Origin of the sequence: Streptomyces sp. NPDC088733 (assembly GCF_044751185.1) — a bacterium.
GTDB lineage: Bacteria > Actinomycetota > Actinomycetes > Streptomycetales > Streptomycetaceae > Actinacidiphila.
Map to the genome: position 1 here is coordinate 102,792 of NZ_JBIVLH010000001.1, position 19,094 is coordinate 121,885.

The window sequence follows — 19,094 nt, forward strand, 5'->3', positions numbered from 1 at the left end:
CGATGACCTCGGTCACGGAGTCACAGCCCTCCACCGGCGAACCCGGGGAACCCGGCGCGCCCGCCCGCCCCGGTGAGCCCGCCGAGGACCGCACACCGGCCGCCGGCGACGACCCCTTCGACCGGGACACCCTGCCGACGCCCCCCGGGGCGTCGCGGCAGTTGCTGCGCGATCTCGTCGGCCCGCACCGCGGGCGGGTCTGGTTCGCGGCCGTGCTGCTGCTCGTGCAGCAGGCCGCGGTGCAGGCGGGCCCGCTGATCGTCGCGCTGGCCATCGACCAGGCGATCCCGGCCCTGCGCCGGCACGATCACGGGCCGCTGATCGCGGTGGCCGCGGCCTACATCGGCTGCGCCGTCGTGGGCGGGCTGCTCCAGCGCGCCTTCATCCGGAAGGCCGGGGTGATCTGCCAGGACGTCCTGGTGGAGCTGCGCAGCCGGATCTTCCGGCACGCCCAGGCGCTGGGCCTGGACTTCCACGAGCGCTACACCTCCGGCCGGATCATCGCCCGCGCGACCTCCGACGTGGAGTCGATCCGCGAGCTGCTGACCGAGGGCCTCCAGGAGCTGCTCAACGTCGGGCTGTCGGTGCTGTACATCTCCGCGGTGCTGCTGTGGCTGGACTGGCCGCTGGGCCTGTTCACGCTGGCGAGCGGCGTGCCGCTGGTGTTCACCATCCGCGCGTTCCGCCGCCGTTCGGCCCGGGTGTACACACGGCGCTCGGCCGCGACCGCCGCGGTCATCGTGCGCTTCACCGAGACGATGAACGGCATCCGGCCCGTGCAGGCGTTCCGCCGGGAGCACGCCAACGACGAGGCGTTCGGCGAGCTGAACGCCACGCACCGCAAGGCCAACGGCGACGCGATCCTGGAGATGGGCCGCTTCACCGTCTCCTCCTGGCTGATCGCCAACACCTCGGTGGCGCTGGTGGTCCTGTGGGGCGCCTACCGCGTGGCCTCCGGCTCGCTGGAGCTCGGCGTGCTCGCGGCGTTCGTGCTCTACCTGCGCCGGCTGTACGCGCCGATCGACCCGCTCGGCATGTTCCTCAACTCCTACCAGTCGGCCGCCGCCTCGCTGGAGAAGATCGCGGGCCTGCTCGCCCAGCGGCCCTCGGTGCCCGAGCCGGAGGCACCGCGGCCGCTGCCGCCCACGGTGGCGGAGATCCCGGGCCGCGAGGTCGTCTTCGACGACGTCCGCTTCGCGTACCGCACCGGCGGTGAGGTGCTGCCCCGGTTCGACCTGCGGCTGCCCGCGGGGCAGACGGTGGCGGTGGTGGGGGCGACCGGCGCCGGCAAGTCGACGCTCGCCAAGCTGCTGGCCCGCTTCTACGACCCGACCTCGGGCCGCGTCACCCTCGACGGGGTGGACCTGCGCGACCTGACGCTGCCTGACCTGCGCCGCGGCGTGGTCATGGTCACCCAGGAGGCGTTCCTCTTCTCCGGCACGGTCGCCGAGAACATCGCGATCGGCCGCCCGGAGGCGACCCGCGAGGAGGTCGAGAACGCCGCCCGCGCCATCGGCGCCCACGAGTTCATCGCCGCCCTCCCGGACGGCTACGACACCGACGTGCGCAAGCGCGGCGGCCGGATCTCCGCCGGGCAGCGGCAGTTGGTCGCCTTCGCGCGGGCGCTGCTCGCCGACCCCGCCGTGCTGATCCTCGACGAGGCCACCTCCTCGCTGGACGTGCCCGGCGAGCGCGCGGTGCAGCGCGCGATGAGCGAGGTGCTCCGCGGCCGTACGGCAGTGATCATCGCCCACCGTCTGTCGACGGTCGAGATCGCCGACCGCGTCCTGGTCATGGACCAGGGCCGGATCGTGGAGGACGGCACCCCCGCCGACCTGGTCTCCGGGGCGGGCCGCTTCGCCGATCTCCACCAGGCCTGGCGCGACAGCCTCGTCTGACACCGCTCTCCCCCCGGCCCCGCGCCGGGGGGACGCGTCACGGGACCGTCCTCGGGCGGCCGCGCACCGGGCATGCCCGTTTTGTGCGGCATTGTGCGCCATCCCCGGACCGGGCCCGGTCACGCCGTCACGCCCTGCGGGACACGTTGTCCGTTATGCGGACCGACTGTCCTCCTGAAAGGACGTATTCGGCCAACTTCTCGTCACGTACATGACATCAACCCATGAATAGTGGCACTCTTCCCCCGGTCGGCTCAGAACGCGCCCGCGCCGGTGCACCTCCGCGCGCCGGCGCTCCGGCCGGAGCTCCGCAACGTCCCACCCGCACGGCTTGCACGGCTAGTTCCGCCCGGGCAGCACACCCTGTCTGCCCGGCTGTCCCCGGCCGCCAACCGCGGCCGACGCAGTAGGAGTCCGAGTGAGACGATCCCCCCGCAAGGCAGTCGCGGCCACAAGCCTGGTCGCCACCGCCGCATTCCTCGCCGTCGGCATACCGTCGACCACCGCCGCGGCGAAGCCCGCCCCCCACACGAGCCAGGTCCGCGCCGGAGCGCTCGAGGCCGCGCTCACCCCCGCCCAGCACAGCTCGCTGATCAAGAGCGCGAGCGCCCGGACGGCCGTGACGGCCCAGTCCCTGGGCCTGGGCAGCAAGGAGAAGCTCGTCGTCCGGGACGTCGTCAAGGACGTGGACGGCACCCTGCACACCCGCTACGAGCGCACCTACGCCGGGCTCCCCGTGCTCGGCGGTGACCTCGTGGTGCACACGCCCGCCACGGGCACCGGCACGCTGGGCACCACGTTCAACACGAACAAGGCGATCACGGTCGCCTCGACGACGCCGAAGGTCGCCGGGTCCGCGGCCACCACCTCCGCGCTGAAGACCGCCAAGGCGCTGAAGGCCGAGGCACCCGCCGCGGACAGCGCCCGCAAGGTGATCTGGGCCGGGCAGGGCACGCCGAAGCTCGCCTGGGAGAGCGTCGTCAGCGGTCTGCAGGACGACGGCACGCCGAGCCGGCTGCACGTCGTCACCGACGCCATGACCGGCGCGGAGCTGTACCGGTTCCAGGACATCAAGACCGGGACCGGCAACACCCAGTACAGCGGATCGGTGACGCTCGGCACCACGCTGTCGGGCTCGACGTACCAGCTCACCGACAACACCCGCGGCGGCCACAAGACGTACAACCTCAACCGGGCGACGTCCGGCACGGGCACGCTGTTCACCGACGCAGACGACGTCTGGGGCGACGGGACGGGCTCCAACACCCAGACGGCCGCCGCCGACGCCGCCTACGGCGCCCAGGAGACCTGGGACTTCTACAAGACCACCTTCGGCCGCAGCGGCATCCGCAACGACGGTGCGGCGGCGTACTCGCGGGTGCACTACAGCAGCGGCTACGTCAACGCCTTCTGGGACGACAGCTGCTTCTGCATGACCTACGGCGACGGATCGGGCAACACCCACGCCCTGACCTCGCTGGACGTCGCGGGCCACGAGATGAGCCACGGCGTCACGTCCAACACCGCGGGCCTCAACTACTCCGGTGAGTCCGGCGGCCTCAACGAGGCGACCTCCGACATCTTCGGCACGGGCGTCGAGTTCTACGCCGGCAACAGCAGCGACGTCGGCGACTACCTCATCGGCGAGAAGATCAACATCAACGGCAACGGCACCCCGCTGCGCTACCAGGACAAGCCCTCTCGTGACGGCACGTCACCCGACAACTGGTACTCGGGCATCGGGAACCTGGACGTCCACTACTCCTCGGGCCCGGCGAACCACATGTTCTACCTGCTCTCCGAGGGCAGCGGCGCCAAGACGATCAACGGCGTCAGCTACAACAGCCCGACCGCCGACGGCATCGCCGTCGCCGGCATCGGCCGCGCCGCCGCGCTGCAGATCTGGTACAAGGCGCTGACCTCGTACATGACGAGCAGCACCAACTACGCCGGCGCCCGCACCGCCGCCCTCAACGCCGCCACCGCGCTGTACGGCGCCTCCTCCGCCCAGTACGCGGGCGTGCAGAACGCCTTCGCGGGCATCGGCGTCGGCAGCCACGCCCCCGTCTCGGGCGTGACGGTCACCAACCCGGGCAACCAGGCCAGCGGCGTCGGCACCGCCGTCAGCCTGCAGATCCAGGCCAGCAGCACCAACAGCGGCGCCCTGAGCTACGCGGCGAGCGGCCTGCCGGCCGGTCTGTCGATCAACGCCTCCACCGGTCTGATCTCCGGCACCCCGACCACCGCGGGCACCTCCAACACCACGGTCACGGTCACCGACTCCGCCGCGAAGACCGGCACCGCCTCGTTCACCTGGACCGTCTCCACCGGCGGCGGCACCTGCGCCTCGGCGCAGCTGCTGGGCAACCCGGGCTTCGAGTCCGGCAGCGCCTCCTGGACCGCGAGCAGCGGCGTGATCACCAACGACAGCGGCCAGGCCGCGCACGGCGGTTCGTACAAGGGCTGGCTGAACGGCTACGGCACGACCCACACCGACACGCTGTCCCAGTCGGTGACGATCCCGGCCGGCTGCAAGGCGACCTTCACCTTCTGGCTGCACATCGACTCCGCCGAGACGACCACCAGCACCCAGTACGACAAGCTGACCGTCACGGCCGGATCGACCACCCTGGCCACGTACTCGAACCTCAACAAGGCCACGGGCTACACCCAGAAGTCCTTCAGCCTGAACGGCTTCGCCGGCTCCACCGTCAGCCTGAAGTTCACCGGCACCGAGGACTCCTCGCTGCAGACGAGCTTCGTGGTGGACGACACGGCCGTCACCACCTCCAGCTGATCCCCTCGGGGTGACGTGAACGCCGGGCCCCGGCCGTCCTCGACGGCCGGGGCCCGGTGTCGTGTGCCCGGTGGGTGCCCGGTCAGCGCAGCACGCCGGCCGTCATGCCCGCGGCCTCGGCGGGCACCGCGATCAGCCCCAGCTCGGCGGGCGAGGCGAGCAGCCGGTGGGTGGGCAGCACCCGCACGGTGTAACCGAACGGCCCGGTGCGGTCCAGCGCCAGCGGCCCCTCGTACAGCCAGCGGCCTTCCAGGTCGGGCCGGCCGCCCGGCTTGAGGGAGACCACCGAGGGGTCGGTGATCCGGTCGGAGTCGTCGACCCGGCCGGAGACCACCTGGACGTCGACGTCGCCCGGTTCCAGGTCCCCGAGGGCGACCTGGACCCGCAGCGTGAGCGTCGTCCCGAGCTCGGGCGAGCCGCCGACGGCGGCACCGGTCTCCACGTGGTCCACGGCGATCCGCGGCCACTGCTCGCGCACCCGCCGCTTCCACGCGGCGAGTTCGGCCGCTTCCCCGCCGGCGGCGAGGCGGTGCGCGGCGGCGGCCGGGGCGTACAGCCGCTGGACGTACTCGCGCACCATGCGGCCGGCCAGCACCTTGGGCCCCAGGGTGGTGAGGGTGTGCCGGACCATCTCGATCCAGCGCGCCGGCAGCCCGTGCGTGCCCTGGTCGTAGAAGCGCGGGGCGACCTGGTTCTCGATCAGGTCGTACAGCGCGGCCGCCTCGATGTCGTCGCGCCGGTCGGGGTCGCCCTGGGCGCCGAAGCCGTCGGCGGTGGGGATGGCCCAGCCGTTGTTGCCGTCGAACCACTCCTCCCACCATCCGTCGAGGACGGAGAGGTTGAGGCCGCCGTTCAGCGCGGACTTCATCCCGGAGGTGCCGCAGGCCTCCAGCGGGCGCAGCGGGTTGTTCAGCCAGACGTCGCAGCCGTGGTACAGGTGCTGCGCCATGGCCATGTCGTAGTCCGGCAGGAAGACGATGCGGTGCCGCACCCGCGGGTCGTCCGCGAAGCGCACCAGCTCCTGGACCAGGCGCTTGCCGCTGTCGTCGGCCGGGTGGGCCTTGCCCGCGACGACGATCTGGACCGGCCGGGAGGCATTGAGCAGCAGGTCCATCAGCCGGTCCTGGTCGCGCAGCATGAGCGTGAGCCGCTTGTACGAGGGCACCCGGCGCGCGAAGCCGATGGTGAGCACATCGGGGTCGAGCACGTCGTCGGTCCAGCCCAGCTCGGCGGAACCGGCGCCGCGCTGCCGCCAGGAGGCGCGCACGCGGCGACGCACCTCCCACACCAGCTGCTCGCGCAGCTCGCGGCGGAGCTCCCAGACGGCGGCGTCGGGGATGGCGCCGACGGACTCCCAGGTGTCGGCCAGGCCGACCGTCATCGCGTCCTCGGCGATCTGCGAGCCGGCCTGCCGGGCGCCGAGCCGGAACACCTCGGGCGCCACCCAGGTGGGGGCGTGGACGCCGTTGGTGACGGAGGTGATCGGCACCTCCTCCGGGTCGAAGCCCGGCCACAGCCCGGCGAACATCTCGCGGCTGACCTGGCCGTGCAGGGTGGAGACGCCGTTGGCGCGCTGGGCGAGCCGCAGGCCCATCACGGCCATGTTGAAGACGTTGGGGTCGCCCCCGGAGTACGTCTCCATGCCCAGTTCCAGCACGCGCTGCACGTCCACCCCGTGCAGTTCGCCGTCGTCGCCGAGGTGACGGGCGACCAGCTCGCGGTCGAAGCGGTCGATGCCCGCGGGCACCGGGGTGTGGGTGGTGAAGACGGTGCCGGCGCGGACCGCCTCCAGCGCGGAGTCGAAGTCCGTCCCGCTGTCCTCGGCCGTGAGCTCGCGGATGCGCTCCAGACCGAGGAAGCCGGCGTGCCCCTCGTTGGTGTGGAAGACCTCGGGCGCGGGGTGGCCGGTCAGGGCGCAGTACGTGCGCACCGCGCGGACGCCGCCGATGCCCAGCAGCATCTCCTGGAGCAGCCGGTGCTCGCTTCCGCCGCCGTAGAGCCGGTCGGTGACGTCGCGTTCGCTGGGGTTGTTCTCCTCGACGTCGGAGTCCAGCAGCAGCAGCGGCACCCGGCCGACCCTGGCCAGCCAGACGTGGGCGCGCAGGCTCCGGCCGCCGGGCAGGTCGAGGACGATCAGCACGGGGGCGCCGCCGTCGTCGCGCAGCGGGGACAGCGGCAGCTCGTTCGGGTCGAGCACCGGGTAGTGCTCCTGCTGCCAGCCGTCGCGGGACAGCGACTGCCGGAAATAGCCGTGCCGGTAGAGCAGGCCGACGCCGATCAGGGGGACGCCGAGGTCGCTGGCGGCCTTGAGGTGGTCGCCGGCCAGGATGCCGAGGCCCCCGGAGTACTGCGGCAGCGCGGCGGTGATGCCGAACTCGGGCGAGAAGTAGGCGATGGCGGAGGGGAGTTCCCCGCTGCCGGCGGCGCCCTGGTACCAGCGGGGGTTGGCGAGGTAGTCGTGGAGGTCCTCGACGGCGGTACCCAGCCGGCGCAGGAAGCGGCGGTCCTTGGCGAGCGCGTTCAGCCGTTCCTTGGAGACGGCGCCGAGCAGGCGCACCGGGTCGCCGGCCGCCGCCCGCCAGCCCTCGGGGTCGACCGCCTGGAACAGCTCGCGGGTCTCGGGATGCCAGGACCAGCGCAGATTCTGCGCGAGCTCCCCGAGCGGACGTAGTGGTTCGGGCAGGACAGTTCGCACGGTGAATCGACGAATAGCCTTCACTCTTCGACGGTAGCGGCATCCCCCCGCCCGGTGGTGGCAACCGGCGACCGGATGCGCTCCGCGCCGGTGCACGCCGGGGGCGCACCACCAGGGGGCGCGGACCGGCGCCGGCGACGCCGGCGCAACCGCCCCGCGGAGCCCCCGGACCACCCGGCCGCGCCCCCTCGGCAACCGCTCCGACCCGTCGACAATCGGCCAGAACCACGGCGTCCGCGGGGCCGGCCGGTTTTCCGCAGGCTTTGCAAGCTACGCGCCAGTACCCCCTTCCGAAGGGCATTCGGGCGGCGTCCACTGGGCAGGCTCACCCTTGCGCGACGCGGCGCCACTTCTCCTCCTCACCCCTCGACTCACATCCGCCCACCCGAGTGAACGCGGACAGGAGCGGTCATGCCCCCAGGCAGCCAACCGAAGGAGCAGATAAAAAGAGTGCACGTCACCCGCCCGGCCACCAGCTCGAACAGGTGAGGCGCAATGATCGGTCGTATCCCCGTCCTGGACGTCCGCCCACTGGTCGACTGCGGGCGCCGCCCCGCGAAGGCGGTGGCAGGCGAGACCTTCCAGGTGTCGGCGACGGTATTCCGTGAAGGACATGACGCGATCGGGGCCAATGTGGTCCTGAAGGACCCCTCGGGCCGCAGCGGCCCCTGGACCCCGATGCGTGAACTCGCCCCCGGCACCGACCGGTGGGGCGCCGATGTGACCCCGACCGCCGAGGGCCGCTGGACGTACACGGTGGAGGCCTGGAGCGATCCGGTGGCCACCTGGCGGCACCACGCGGGCATCAAGATCCCCGCCGGCATCGACACCGAACTGGTCCTCGCCGAGGGCGCCGCACTGCACGAGCGCGCCGCGGCCAAGGTCCCCAAGAAGGACGGCCGGGCCGTCGTGCTCGCCGCCGTCGACGCGCTCCGCGACGACAGCCGGCCCCCCGCCGCCCGGCACGCGGCGGCGCTGGCCTCCGACGTCGTGGCCGTGCTGGACCGCCACCCCTTGCGCGAACTGGTCAGCGCCTCGCGCCCGGCGGCCCTCCAGGTCGAGCGGCAGCGGGCGCTGTTCGGCTCCTGGTACGAGATGTTCCCCCGCTCCGAGGGCGCGGTGGTGGACCCGTCCGGGAAGCAGCCCCCGCGGTCCGGCACCTTCCGCACGGCGGCCGACCGGCTGCCGGCGATCGCGGCCATGGGCTTCGACGTGGTCTATCTGCCGCCCGTTCACCCGATCGGGTCGGCCTTCCGCAAGGGGCCGAACAACTCCCTGACGCCGGGTCCGCACGACGTCGGCTCGCCCTGGGCGATCGGCTCCCCCGAGGGCGGCCACGACGCGGTCCACCCGGATCTCGGCACCCTGGAGGACTTCGACTTCTTCGTCGAACGGGCCCGCGAACTGCGGCTGGAAATCGCCCTGGACTTCGCCCTGCAGTGCTCCCCCGAGCACCCGTGGGTGGAGAAGTACCCGGAGTGGTTCTCGCGGCGGCCGGACGGCTCGATCGCGTACGCCGAGAACCCGCCGAAGAAGTACCAGGACATCTACCCGATCGCCTTCGACTCCGACATGTCCGGGCTGGTCCGCGAGACCGAGCGGGTGCTGCGGCACTGGATGGACCACGGGGTGCGCATCTTCCGGGTGGACAACCCGCACACCAAGCCGGTGGTCTTCTGGGAGAAGGTCATCACGCACATCAACCGCACCGACCCCGACGTCATCTTCCTGGCCGAGGCGTTCACCCGTCCGGCGATGATGCACACCCTGGCCCGGATCGGCTTCCAGCAGTCGTACACGTACTTCACGTGGCGTAATGAGAAGCAGGAGCTGGTCGACTATCTGACGGAGCTCAGTGGGGACACGGCGAGCTACATGCGCCCGAACTTCTTCGTCAACACCCCCGACATTCTGCATGCCTACCTGCAACAGGGGGGACGGGCGGCGTTCGAGGTGCGCGCGGTGCTCGCGGCGACCCTCTCGCCCACATGGGGGGTGTACGCCGGATACGAGCTCTGCGAGAACGTGCCGGTGCGCGAGGGCAGCGAGGAGTACCTACACTCGGAGAAGTACGAGCTGAGGCCCCGTGACTGGGCGGCAGCCGAGGCCGAGGGCCGTTCCCTCGCGCCGCTGCTCACCGCGCTCAACCGGCTGCGGCGCCGCCACCTCGCGCTCCAGCAGCTGCGAGATCTGCGCTTCCACCACGTGAACAACGACGCGGTGCTGGCGTACTCGAAGCGCTCGGGCGACGGCGGTGATGTCGTACTGGTGGTCGTCAACCTGGACCCGCACCACACCCAGGAGGCGACCGTCTCGTTGAACATGCCGGAACTCGGCCTCGCATGGCACGAGTCCACCCCGGTGCGCGACGAGCTCACCGGCGAGACCTACCACTGGGGCAGGAACAACTATGTGCGCCTCGAGCCGGGCCGCGTGCCCGCGCACATCTTCACCCTGCGACCTACTCCATCGACAGGAGGGTCACCCACTTGATCGTCAACGAACCCGTACCTGACACGTTCGAAGACACCCCGGCCAAGGACCGGGATCCCGATTGGTTCAAACGGGCCGTCTTCTACGAGGTACTCGTACGGTCATTCCAGGACAGCAACGGCGACGGGGTCGGCGACCTCAAGGGGCTCACCGCCAAGCTGGACTATTTGCAGTGGCTGGGCGTCGACTGCCTGTGGCTGCCGCCGTTCTTCGCGTCACCGCTGCGTGACGGCGGCTACGACGTCTCGGACTACACGGCGGTGCTCCCGGAGTTCGGCGACCTGGCGGACTTCGTGGAGTTCGTGGACGCCGCGCACCAGCGCGGGATGCGGGTGATCATCGACTTCGTCGTGAACCACACGAGCGACCAGCACGAGTGGTTCCAGCAGTCCCGCAGCGATCCCGAAGGGCCCTACGGCGACTACTACGTCTGGGCGGACGACGACAAGCAGTACCCGGACGCCCGGATCATCTTCGTCGACACCGAGAGCTCCAACTGGACGTTCGACCCGGTGCGCAAGCAGTACTACTGGCACCGCTTCTTCTCCCACCAGCCGGATCTCAACTACGAGAACCCGAAGGTCCAGGAGGAGATCCTCGCCGCCCTGCGCTTCTGGCTCGACCTCGGCATCGACGGGTTCCGGCTGGACGCGGTGCCGTACCTCTACCAGGAGGAGGGCACCAACTGCGAGAACCTGCCGCGCACCCACGGCTTCCTGCGGATGGTGCGCCAGGAGATCGACGCCCACTACCCGGACACGGTGCTGCTCGCCGAGGCCAACCAGTGGCCCGAGGACGTCGTCGACTACTTCGGCGACTATGCCAAGGGCGGCGACGAGTGCCACATGGCGTTCCACTTCCCGGTCATGCCGCGCATCTTCATGGCGGTGCGCCGGGAGTCGCGCTACCCGGTCTCGGAGATCCTGGCCAAGACCCCGGCGATCCCCAAGAACTGCCAGTGGGGCATCTTCCTGCGCAACCACGACGAGCTGACGCTCGAAATGGTGACGGACGAAGAGCGCGACTACATGTACGCGGAGTACGCCAAGGACCCGCGGATGCGGGCCAACATCGGCATCCGGCGCCGGCTCTCCCCGCTGCTGGACAACGACCGCAACCAGATCGAGCTCTTCACCGCGCTGCTGCTCTCCCTGCCGGGCTCGCCGATCCTCTACTACGGCGACGAGATCGGCATGGGCGACAACATCTGGCTCGGTGACCGCGACGCGGTGCGCACCCCGATGCAGTGGACGCCCGACCGCAACGCGGGCTTCTCCTCCTGCGATCCGGGGCGGCTGTACCTGCCGACGATCATGGACCCGGTGTACGGCTACCAAGTCACCAATGTCGAGGCGCAGATGAGCTCGCCGAGCTCGCTCCTGCACTGGACCCGCCGGATGGTCGAGATCCGCAAGCAGAACCCGGCCTTCGGACTCGGCTCGTACACCGAACTGCCCTCCAGCAACCCGGCCGTCCTGGCCTTCCTGCGCGAGGCGCCGTCGCTGGACGGCAAGGGCGACGACCTCGTCCTGTGCGTGAACAACTTCTCGCGCTTCGCCCAGCCCACCGAGCTCGATCTGCGCTCCTTCACCGGCCGTCACCCGGTCGAGCTCATCGGTGGTGTCCGCTTCCCCGCCATCGGGGAGTGGCCCTACCTGCTCACTCTCGCCGGTCACGGCTTCTACTGGTTCCGGCTGCGCCGCGACGCGGTGTAGCCGGACCGCCCGAGGACGGCGACCCCGGCGGTCCGGTGCGGTTTCGCACCGGACCGCGGGGGCAGGCTCCCCCTGCCGAATCCAGCGTCATATCGGATGCTTGTCGGGCGCTTGGCACCTTGTAGGCCAGTACGCCAATTGCACCACCAGCTCGGATGATATTCGTCCGACACGTCCCGTGAGTCGGACAGTCGCCGCAGCGCACCCCTTCACTTAGGGAACCAGCAGGCCCGGCACCCGAGGAAAGGACGTCATGTCGGACACCTCGTGGCTTCGCTCCTCCGCAGCCCCCGCCGGCACCACCGTGCCCCCGGCCCCGGGACTGCTCTCCACTCTCGGCCCCTTGCTGCGCGAATGGCTGCCCCGGCAGCGGTGGTTCGCCGGCAAGGGGCGGCCGATCACCGCGTTCGGCCTGGTCTCGGCCACCGAGCTGCTGCCGGCGGACGGCCGGCTCGGCACCCCCGGGCTGCTCCATCTGCTGCTCGACGTCCACCAGGACGACCCGCACGAGGCACAGCGGCAGGGCCGCGGCCACGGGCACCCCGACACCTACCAGTTGCTGCTGGGCTCCCGGGCCCTGCTGCCGCCGGCCCTCGCGCCCGCGCTCATCGGGCACGCGGTCGGCGGGCCGCTGGACGGCCTCACCATCTACGAGGCACTGCACGACCCCCGGCTGACCGCCCTGCTGCTGGAACGGCTGCGGGCCCCCGGCCGCAGCGGGCACCTGCGGTTCGGCGCCGAGCCGGATGCGGCGATCCCGGCCGGTCCGGCGCCGCGGCTGTCCACCGCCGAGCAGTCCAACAGCTCGGTGATCTACGGCGACAGCCACATCCTGAAGCTCTTCCGGCGGGTCGCGCCCGGCCCCAACCCGGACCTGGAGCTGTCGCTGGCCCTGGCCCGCGCCGGGTCGCGGCGGATCGCCGCGCCCGCCGCCTGGTTCGAGGCGGTGGGCCTGTACGACGAGCCCGCCACCCTGGGCGTGCTGCAGCGCTATCTGCCCGGCTCGTCCGGCGCCTGGGAACTGGCGCTGGAGGCCGTGGAGAAGGACCTCGACTTCTCCGGCGACGCGCACGCGCTGGGGCGCGCGACCGCCGAGGTGCACCTCGCGCTGGCGCGCGCCCTGCCCACCAGCACCCTGCGCCGGCAGCAGATCGAACACATCGCCGGGGCGATGGCCGACCGGCTGGACGCCGCGGCCGCCGCCGTACCCGCGCTCCGGCCGTACCGCGCCCGGCTGCGCGCCGCCTTCGAGGACCTCGCGGTGCTCGGCGAACAGGGCACGGAACTGGCGGCCCAGCGCATCCACGGCGACCTCCACCTGGGTCAGGCCCTGTTGACCCAGGCCCAGGGCTGGGTGCTCATCGACTTCGAGGGGGAGCCGGCCCGGCCGCTCCCCGAACGGCGCCGTCCCGCGCCGCCGGTGCAGGACGTGGCCGGCATGCTGCGCTCGTTCGACTACGCGGCCCGGCACCACGATCCGGCCGCCCCCGGCGCGCCCGAATGGGCCGAGACCCAGCGGGCCGCGTTCTGCGCCGGATACGCGGAGGCCGCCGGGACCGACCCCCGGGACGAGCCCGTGGTGATACGCGCCTACGAGACCGACAAGGCCGTCTACGAAGTGCTCTACGAGGCCAGGCACCGGCCCGCCTGGCTGCCCATCCCCATGGCCGCCGTGCGGCGCCTCTCGCAGCCGCTCCGCGGTGCCACCCCCTGACCGGGCACCCCCGCGCCCTACCGAGGAGGACCTGATCGTGACCGATCGTCAGCCGTTCCCCGACGCCGATCCCGGCACCCCCGGCCCCGGCGGGAACGGGCCGTCCGCCGCCGCGCGTTCCGCTCCCGGCGGCGGGCCCGAGGGTTCAGTGCCACCGCGTGCCGCGGCGTCGCCGGGCCCGTCCGCCCGTCCGGCGAAGCCGGCGCGCGGGGCGAAGGCGCCGAAGACCGGGCAGGCGGCGCAGGCAGCGCAGACCGGCCGGACGGGACGGTCCGCGGATGCCGCCGGGTCGTCGAACTCCCGGCGCAAGGCGGAGCGTCCGTCCGCGGCGACGAACGTCCCCACCTCCGAGGCCGTCGCGCGGGGTTACGACCCCGCCGGCTCCGACCGGCCGCCCGCCTCGGGCGGCGCGCCCCGCACGGTGCCCGCGACCGCAGCGGTCGGCCACCAGGCGCCGCCGCCCGGGGCCGAGGCGACCCGGCCGGCACCGGCCGCCGCGCCCGCCGACGTAACTCCCGCCCCGGCACTGGACGCCGGCGACCGGTGGCGCCTGCTGGACGGTTCGCACCACGACCCGCACACCCTGCTCGGCGCACACCCGGTGGCGGACGGCGTGCTGGTGCGCGCCCTGCGCCCCTACGCGCAGGCGGTGGCGGTCGTCACCGGCGACGGGACGCGGGCGGTGCTGCGCGACGAGGGCGACGGCCTGTTCGCCGGGGTGCTGCCGCCGACGGACGCATCGGCCCACCGGCTGCTCGTGACGTACGACGGCCAGGACCAGGAGGTCCACGACCCCTACCGGTTCCTGCCCGCGCTCGGCGAGTTCGACCTGCATCTGATCGGCGAGGGCCGGCACGAGCAGCTGTGGAAGGCACTGGGCGCCGAGCCGATGACCCACGACGGGGTGCCGGGCACCCGCTTCACCGTCTGGGCGCCGAACGCCCGCGGCGTGCGCGTGGTCGGCGACTTCGACTACTGGGACGGCACGGCCTTCCCCATGCGCTCGCTGGGCTCCACCGGTGTGTGGGAGCTGTTCCTGCCCGGCGTCGCCGAGGGGCAGCGCTACAAGTTCGACATCTGCGGCCCCGACGGCGCCCACCGCCTCAAGGCCGACCCCATGGCCCGCCGCACCGAGACGCCGCCCGCCACGGCCTCCGTGGTCACCGCCTCGCACCACGAGTGGCAGGACGCCGACTGGATGGCCCGGCGCGGCGACGTGCCCGTGCACGAGGCGCCGTTCTCGGTGTACGAGGTGCACCTGGCCTCCTGGCGGCCGGGGCTGTCGTACCGCGAACTCGCCGAGCAGCTCCCGGCGTACGTCCGCGACCTGGGCTTCACGCACGTGGAGCTGATGCCGGTCGCCGAGCACCCCTTCGGCGGGTCCTGGGGCTACCAGGTCACCTCGTACTACGCCCCGACCGCGCGGATGGGCACCCCCGACGACTTCAAGTTCCTGGTGGACGCCCTGCACCGGGCGGGCATCGGTGTGATCATGGACTGGGTGCCGGCCCACTTCCCCAAGGACGAGTGGGCGCTGGCGCAGTTCGACGGCGCGAACGTCTACGAGCACGCCTGGCGCGGCGAGCACCCGGACTGGGGGACGCTGGAGTTCGACTTCGGCCGCACCGAGGTCCGCAACTTCCTCGTCGCGAACGCGGTCTACTGGTGCGAGGAGTTCCACATCGACGGGCTGCGCGTCGACGCCGTCGCCTCGATGCTCTACCTGGACTACTCGCGCGAAGACGGCGACTGGGCGCCGAACGTGTACGGCGGGCGGGAGGACCTGGACGCGGTCGCCTTCCTCCAGGAGATGAACGCGACCGTCTACCGCCGCTGCCCCGGCGTGGTCACCATCGCCGAGGAGTCCACGGCCTGGGACGGCGTGACCCGCGCCACCCACGAGGTCGGCCCCACCGGCTTCGGCGGGCTGGGCTTCGGCCTGAAGTGGAACATGGGCTGGATGCACGACTCGCTGGAGTACGTCAAGCACGAGCCCGTGCACCGCAAGTACCACCACAACGAGATGACGTTCTCGATGGTGTACGCCTACAGCGAGAACTACGTGCTGCCGATCTCGCACGACGAGGTCGTCCACGGCAAGGGCTCGCTGGTGAACCGGATGCCGGGCGACTGGTGGCAGCAGCGCGCCACCCACCGCGCCTACCTGGGCTTCATGTGGGCCCACCCGGGCAAGCAACTGCTCTTCATGGGGCAGGAGTTCGCCCAGGGCGCGGAATGGTCGCACGACCACGGCCCGGACTGGTGGCTGCTCGACGAGACCTACTCGGCGGCCGGCGACCACCGGGGCGTGCGCGACCTGGTGCGCGACCTCAACACGGTGTACCGGGGCACGCCCTCCCTGTGGCAGCGCGACACCTCGCCGGAGGGGTTCGCCTGGATCGACGGCGGCGCGGCCGAGGACAACGTGTTCTCCTTCGTCCGCCTCGACGCGGCCGGCGACCCGCTGATCGCGGTCAGCAACTTCTCGCCGGTGGTCCGCCAGGGGTACCGGCTCGGTGTCCCGGACGGCGTGGAGGCGCTGCGTGAGGTGCTGAACACGGACGCCGCGGCGTACGGGGGCGGCGACGTCACCAATCCGGAGCCGCTGAAGTCCGAGCCCGTCGGCTGGAACGGCCGCCGGCAGAGTGTGCAGCTCACGCTGCCGCCGCTGGCCACGGTCTGGCTGCGGCCGGCGTAACGGGGCCGCTTCACGGGGAGAGGGCCGGGTGCTGTCCGGGTCCCCGGTTCCTCTCCCCACTGCGATGGTCGCACAAGAGAAGTTCGAATTTGAACCATCGCCCTGTGGTCCTGCTCACGGCCCGCACGGGCGTGGGGAACGGCGCCGGGCGCCTTCGGGGGGCACGACAGGGCCGCAGTTCTGATGCACCGTCACGACTCCTCAGTCGTAGGGCATTTCGTCCGCCTGTGGTGACACCCGGCGTGCCGTCGACCGCGGCTGAGCGCCGCCCGCCCCGGCGTGGGTACGCCTGCCTCGCCCCCGGCGCGGCATCGGCGTGCTCGCGGCCCCGCGACACACCACGCCCGGCAACCGCCCGGGCCGCCCCCGCCCTGGCGGGGCCTTCGCCGGGCACCGGGACCGGCACGGCACAGGCCTCCCTGCAGGCGACGCCAGGACGTGACGGGACCGCCCGACCGCAGGCGTACCCCACCGCGCCTCGACCCGCTGCACGTCGTACCGGGCCCCCGGGGGGCTGGTCGTACGCCGCCGCCCCGGCACGCGACGCTGTACGGACGCGCGGAACTCCGGCGCCTCGGCAGTACACGCCCGCGAGACCCGGGTGCCCCCGAGGGCGGGGGCTCGCCCTGTCCAACCGTCGCCGGGCCGCTCGGCAGGCACCGGGACCGGCAGGGTTCGGGTCCGAGGCCCGGATCGGGCATGCTCCGCGCCGGCGGTGTGGCCGGGCGGCACGTCGTGGCAAGGCGTGCCCGGCACCGCCGCCGTGCCGGGGGCGCCGTCAGCCCCCGGACCCCCGCACGTCCCAGGGCCCCGACCCGAAGGGTCAGGACACCGACGCGATCGCCGCGCGGGCCGCGCCGACGAGGTTCCAGAAGACCGGGCGCGTCGTGCTCCCCCTCCCGGCGCGGGTGTTGACGCCGAACATCGCGGCGCGCAGCGGGGCGGTGATCTCCAGTTGGGCGCCGCGGCCGCGGCGGGTGCGGTTGCAGATGTTGGCCGGTGAGAGGCCGGCGAGTTCCTTCGCCGCCGAGGCGTCGACGGCGTGGATGCCGGCCGCGGTGAGGGCGGCGGTGAGCCGTTCCGCGAAGTGGGTGTCCGCGCCGCCGACGAGGACGGCCCGGGCGCCGTCCGGGAGGCCCGCCTGCGCGGCGGTGCAGCCGTGCAGCGAGAGCACGCGCAGGCTGCCCGCGGCCAGCGCGCGGGCGACGGGGTCGTCGCAGCGCGTGGAGGTGACGTGGAGGGCGCCGTTGCCGGTGGGGCGCAGGCCCTCGAACATCCAGTAGTCGTACACCGGGCCGCCGGCCGGGGTGGGCGCGAGGTCCGCGGGGTGGTACCCGGCGACGGCGAGGCAGAGTTCGGAGGTGCCGGCCTCGATGCCGCCCGCGTGGGGGGCGAGGACCACGGTGTCGCCGGGCCGGGCGGTGGTGTGGCGGCGGAAGCGCCGGGCCCAGTCGGTGCCCTCGGTCAGGGAGGTGTCGGCGTACAGCGCGGTGTTGGTGGCGTACGTGTCGGATGCCGCTGAGGCGTACCCGGTGTGCGTCGGCATGAGGCGATCATCACGCACCGGCGGCCCCGGCTCCCGCCGGGAGCCGGGACCGCCGGACACGGAACGTGCGGTCCCGCCGGGCGACGGGGGGAAGAGCCCGGCGGGACGTGAGGGGGGCGGCCGCTCAGGCCGCCGGGGCCGGCTCCTTCTCGGTGGACACCGGCGCGGACGGCTCGCCGTGGCCGTCGTCGACGAGCGTGGTCTCGTCGAAGGGCAGCTCGCCGGCGAACACCCGCTCGGCGCGCTCGCGGTCGAACTCCTTGGTCCAGGTGCCGATCAGGACGGTGGCGACCGCGTTGCCCGCGAAGTTGGTGACGGCGCGCGCCTCGCTCATGAAGCGGTCGATGCCGACGATGAGGCCGACTCCGTCGACGAGGGCCGGCTTGTGCGACTGGAGTGCGCCGGCCAGCGTCGCCAGGCCCGCACCGGTGACGCCGGCCGCGCCCTTGGAGGCGATCATCATGAAGAGCAGGAGCGTGATCTGCTGGCCGATGGACAGCGGCTGGCCCATCGAGTCGGCGATGAACAGCGAGGCCATGGTCAGGTAGATCATGGTGCCGTCGAGGTTGAAGGAGTAGCCGGTCGGCACGGTGATGCCGACGACCGGGCGGCTGACGCCGAGGTGCTCCATCTTGGCGATGAGGCGGGGCAGCGCCGACTCCGAGGAGGAGGTCGAGACGATCAACAGGAACTCCCGGCCGAGGTACTTCAGCAGCTGGAAGAGGTTGACCCCCGCGACGAGGCGCAGGATCAGGCCGAGCACGACGACGACGAAGATCAGGCAGGTGACGTAGAAGCCGAGCATGATCGTGGCCAGGGCCTTGAGCGCGTCGACGCCCGCGGAGCCGACCACCGCCGCGAGGGCGCCGAAGGCACCCACCGGCGCCGCCCACATGATCATGGACAGCACGCGGAAGACCAGCTTCTGGATGTGCCCTATGCCGCGCAGCACCGGCTCGCCCGCCGAGCCCATGGCCTGGAGGCCGAAGCCGACGAGCAGCGCCACCAGCAGGGTCTGCAGCACCTGGCCCTCGGTGAACGCCGAGACCAAGGTGACCGGGATGATCGAGAGGATGAAGTCCGGCAGCGACTCGGCCGGGGCGTCCTTGGCCTGGGCCTGGCCCGCGTCCTTCAGGGCGTCGGTCAGGTGCAGTCCGTCGCCGGGCTGGAGGATGTTGCCGACGACGAGGCCGATGGCCAGCGCCACGAAGGACATGGCGACGAAGTAGCCGAGGGCGAGCCCGCCGACCTTGCCGACCTTGGCGGCCTTCCGCACCGAACCGACGCCGAGCACGATCGTGCAGAAGATGATCGGCGAGATCATCATCTTGATCAGGTTCACGAAGCCGGTGCCGATCGGCTTCAGCTCGACCGCCGCGTCGGGGGCGACAAGGCCGAAGACGGCGCCGGCGATCGCGGCGACGACCACCGCGATGTAGAGGTAGTGGGTACGGTCCCTTCGACCCTGGCTGCGGCTCTGCACCGGCACTGACACCTTTGTCTCCTCGGTCCAGCCGGGCGCCGTCCCTGACGCCCGC

9 protein-coding genes are annotated in these 19,094 nt (G+C 72.2%); 6 read left to right on the forward strand and 3 right to left on the reverse strand.

The window, feature by feature from the left end; all coding sequences use genetic code 11:
- Positions 1 to 2: 2 nt before the first annotated feature.
- The gene (locus ACIP64_RS00420) at positions 3 to 1,898 is read left to right on the forward strand and encodes an ABC transporter ATP-binding protein (protein ID WP_401580224.1); all 1,896 of its coding nucleotides are present in this window, start codon (positions 3 to 5) and stop codon (positions 1,896 to 1,898) included.
- 418 nt (positions 1,899 to 2,316) lie between these two features.
- Positions 2,317 to 4,695, forward strand: a complete 2,379-nt coding sequence (locus ACIP64_RS00425) for a M4 family metallopeptidase (protein WP_401580226.1) — start codon at positions 2,317 to 2,319, stop codon at positions 4,693 to 4,695.
- A gap of 82 nt (positions 4,696 to 4,777) precedes the next feature.
- Here ACIP64_RS00425 and glgP read toward each other — a convergent pair whose 3' ends face one another.
- The gene (gene glgP / locus ACIP64_RS00430; protein WP_401580228.1) at positions 4,778 to 7,414 is read right to left on the reverse strand and encodes an alpha-glucan family phosphorylase; all 2,637 of its coding nucleotides are present in this window, start codon (positions 7,412 to 7,414) and stop codon (positions 4,778 to 4,780) included.
- Positions 7,415 to 7,885: 471 nt separating this feature from the next.
- Here glgP and ACIP64_RS00435 point away from each other — a divergent pair, with 471 nt between their 5' ends.
- The 4 genes from ACIP64_RS00435 (at position 7,886) to glgB (ending at position 16,010) form a co-directional block, all read left to right on the forward strand.
- Positions 7,886 to 9,883, forward strand: a complete 1,998-nt coding sequence (locus ACIP64_RS00435) for an alpha-1,4-glucan--maltose-1-phosphate maltosyltransferase (RefSeq protein ID WP_401580230.1) — start codon at positions 7,886 to 7,888, stop codon at positions 9,881 to 9,883.
- Complete coding sequence (gene treS / locus ACIP64_RS00440; RefSeq protein WP_401580232.1) at positions 9,880 to 11,598, forward strand: maltose alpha-D-glucosyltransferase; 1,719 nt, start codon at positions 9,880 to 9,882, stop codon at positions 11,596 to 11,598. Before ACIP64_RS00435 ends, treS begins: the two co-directional genes overlap by 4 nt.
- A 253-nt stretch (positions 11,599 to 11,851) precedes the next feature.
- Complete coding sequence (locus tag ACIP64_RS00445) at positions 11,852 to 13,312, forward strand: maltokinase (protein ID WP_401580234.1); 1,461 nt, start codon at positions 11,852 to 11,854, stop codon at positions 13,310 to 13,312.
- Positions 13,313 to 13,349: 37 nt separating this feature from the next.
- Positions 13,350 to 16,010 carry a 1,4-alpha-glucan branching enzyme gene (glgB, locus tag ACIP64_RS00450; RefSeq protein ID WP_401580236.1) on the forward strand — a complete coding sequence of 887 codons (2,661 nt, stop codon included), beginning with the start codon at positions 13,350 to 13,352 and terminating at the stop codon, positions 16,008 to 16,010.
- Positions 16,011 to 16,833: 823 nt separating this feature from the next.
- Here the strand turns inward: glgB and ACIP64_RS00455 are convergent.
- Complete coding sequence (locus ACIP64_RS00455; RefSeq protein WP_401580237.1) at positions 16,834 to 17,556, reverse strand: poly-gamma-glutamate hydrolase family protein; 723 nt, start codon at positions 17,554 to 17,556, stop codon at positions 16,834 to 16,836.
- Between the two features lie 124 nt (positions 17,557 to 17,680).
- A complete protein-coding gene (locus tag ACIP64_RS00460) occupies positions 17,681 to 19,045 on the reverse strand; it encodes a cation:dicarboxylate symporter family transporter (RefSeq protein WP_360909950.1) in 1,365 nt (454 codons plus the stop codon).
- Positions 19,046 to 19,094 lie beyond the last annotated feature (49 nt).